2 pseudogenes are annotated in these 1414 nt (G+C 62.7%); both read right to left on the bottom strand.

Features of this window, described 5'->3' with window-relative positions:
• Positions 1–491: pseudogene (locus tag RT662_RS10140) on the bottom strand (Ppx/GppA family phosphatase); the annotation flags it as partial.
• A pseudogene (locus tag RT662_RS10135) lies at positions 484–1414 on the bottom strand (RNA degradosome polyphosphate kinase); the annotation flags it as partial. The pseudogenes RT662_RS10140 and RT662_RS10135, both read right to left, overlap by 8 nt.

Genomic DNA, 1414 nt, shown 5'->3' with positions numbered 1-1414 from the left:
ATCAGTTCCAGGCTGCCACCGCCTAGATCACCCACCACGCCATCGGCAAAGGGAATGCCCGACACTAGGCCCATGGCAGCTCCGCGCGCTTCGGCCTCGCCATCGATTACCTCGATCGCCAGCCCGCATTCGGTGGCGACCCGGTTGATGAAGTCCTGCCCGTTCTTCGCTTCGCGCACGGCCGCAGTGGCGACGGTGCGCACATTGGAGACACCCATCGCCCGCACCAAGGCGGCAAAGCGACGAAGCCCGGCCACCGCCACATCCATGGCATTGTCGCTCAGCCGGCCATTGGCGGCGATCCCACGCCCCAGCCCGGCCATGACTTTCTCGTTGAACATCGTTTCCGGCATGCGCGTGCTGCCATGATAGACGACAAGGCGGATCGAATTGCTGCCGATGTCGATGATGGCGCAGCGGTCGTCTGCCGCTGGTGCCGTCACCGGGCTCAAGCCAACCTTGCGCGCCAGGTTGAGCACGGGTTCAGGCAATCCCGGCGGCATCGCTCTGCTCGCTCAGGTCCTCATCCTCGTCCGGCAGCATCAGCACCGGCACGGCCTTTGCGTCTTTCATCTGGCCGCGCCCCGAAAGCGAGGGATTGGTCATGAAATAGCGGTGCAGGTTGAATGGCTCTTCACGGTCGTCGATCACGCGGGTGTAGCGACCATCGGCCGACAGTTCCCAGCTCTGCTGGTTGTCCTTCAGATTGGCCAGCATCACCTGGTTCAACACCTGGGCGTGCACGGTCGGGTTTTCGATCGGCACCATGATCTCGACGCGGCGATCAAGGTTGCGTGGCATCCAGTCCGCCGAGGAGATGAACACGCGCGCATGGCGACTGGGCAGTTCATGGCCGCCACTGAACACGCAGATGCGGCTGTGTTCCAGGAAACGGCCGATGACCGATTTCACACGGATATTGTCCGACAGGCCGGGCACGCCCGGTTTCAGGCAGCAGATGCCGCGCACGATCAGATCAATCTCAACGCCCGCCGCGCTGGCTTCATAGAGTTTCTCGATGATGCCGGCATCCACCAGGCTGTTCAGCTTAACCCAGATGGCCGCAGGCCGCCCCTTCTTGGCGTGGGCGATTTCCTCGTCGATCAGGCCATAGAGCCGGCTGCGCATGGCCAGCGGCGCCATCGCCAGCTTTTCCAGCTTGGTCGGCTGCACATAGCCGGTGATGTAGTTCATCACCTGCGCGGCATCGCGGGCGAGCAGCGGATCAGCGGTGAAGAACGACAGATCGGTATAGATGCGCGCCGTGATCGGATGATAATTGCCGGTGCCAAAGTGCACATAGGTGCGGATCGCCGCCCCTTCGCGCCGGACTACCATGCTCAGCTTGGCGTGCGTTTTCCATTCCACAAAACCATATACCACCTGCACGCCGGCGCGTTCCAACTCGCTGGCC

Origin of the sequence: Sandarakinorhabdus sp. (assembly GCF_032115815.1) — a bacterium.
Lineage (GTDB): Bacteria > Pseudomonadota > Alphaproteobacteria > Sphingomonadales > Sphingomonadaceae > Sandarakinorhabdus.
This window is presented reverse-complemented; position numbering and strand designations above follow the sequence as displayed.